Source organism: Streptomyces yerevanensis (assembly GCF_000716805.1).
In the GTDB taxonomy this organism is placed as follows: domain Bacteria; phylum Actinomycetota; class Actinomycetes; order Streptomycetales; family Streptomycetaceae; genus Streptomyces; species Streptomyces flaveus.
The window spans coordinates 1-330 of record NZ_JNWJ01000253.1 but is presented as its reverse complement, the minus strand read 5'-3'; the positions used below and the strand labels follow the sequence as shown (position 1 = coordinate 330).

The window sequence follows — 330 nt, the reverse complement described above, 5'->3', positions numbered from 1 at the left end:
GCAGGTCGTCGGCGTGCTTGGGGCCGACGCCGGGGAGCGGGTTGAGCGGGTTGCCGTTGCAGTTGAGGCCGGTGAGCTCCATGCCGCGGTCGGTGAAGGCGGCCAGGTACTCCTCCCGGGCCTTCGCCGAGGACAGCAGCAGGTCGACGGGGCAGTGCGGGGCGGGGATGAAGCCGCCGGTGTTGACCTCCACCGAGGTCAGGCCGTTCTCCTTGAGGATGTCGAGCGCTCCGGTGAGGGTGCGGTCGTGCAGGCAGGCGGTGTAGGCGCCGAGCTTGAGGGCCATGTGCGTACTCCTTGGATACGGGAGGTCAGGCGGCGGGCGGAACC

The 330-nt window shown here is 70.3% G+C and carries 1 pseudogene; it reads right to left on the bottom strand.

Features of this window, described 5'->3' with window-relative positions:
• Positions 1–286: pseudogene (locus OP79_RS49295) on the bottom strand (sugar phosphate isomerase/epimerase); the annotation flags it as partial.
• Between the last annotated feature and the right edge of the window lie 44 nt (positions 287–330).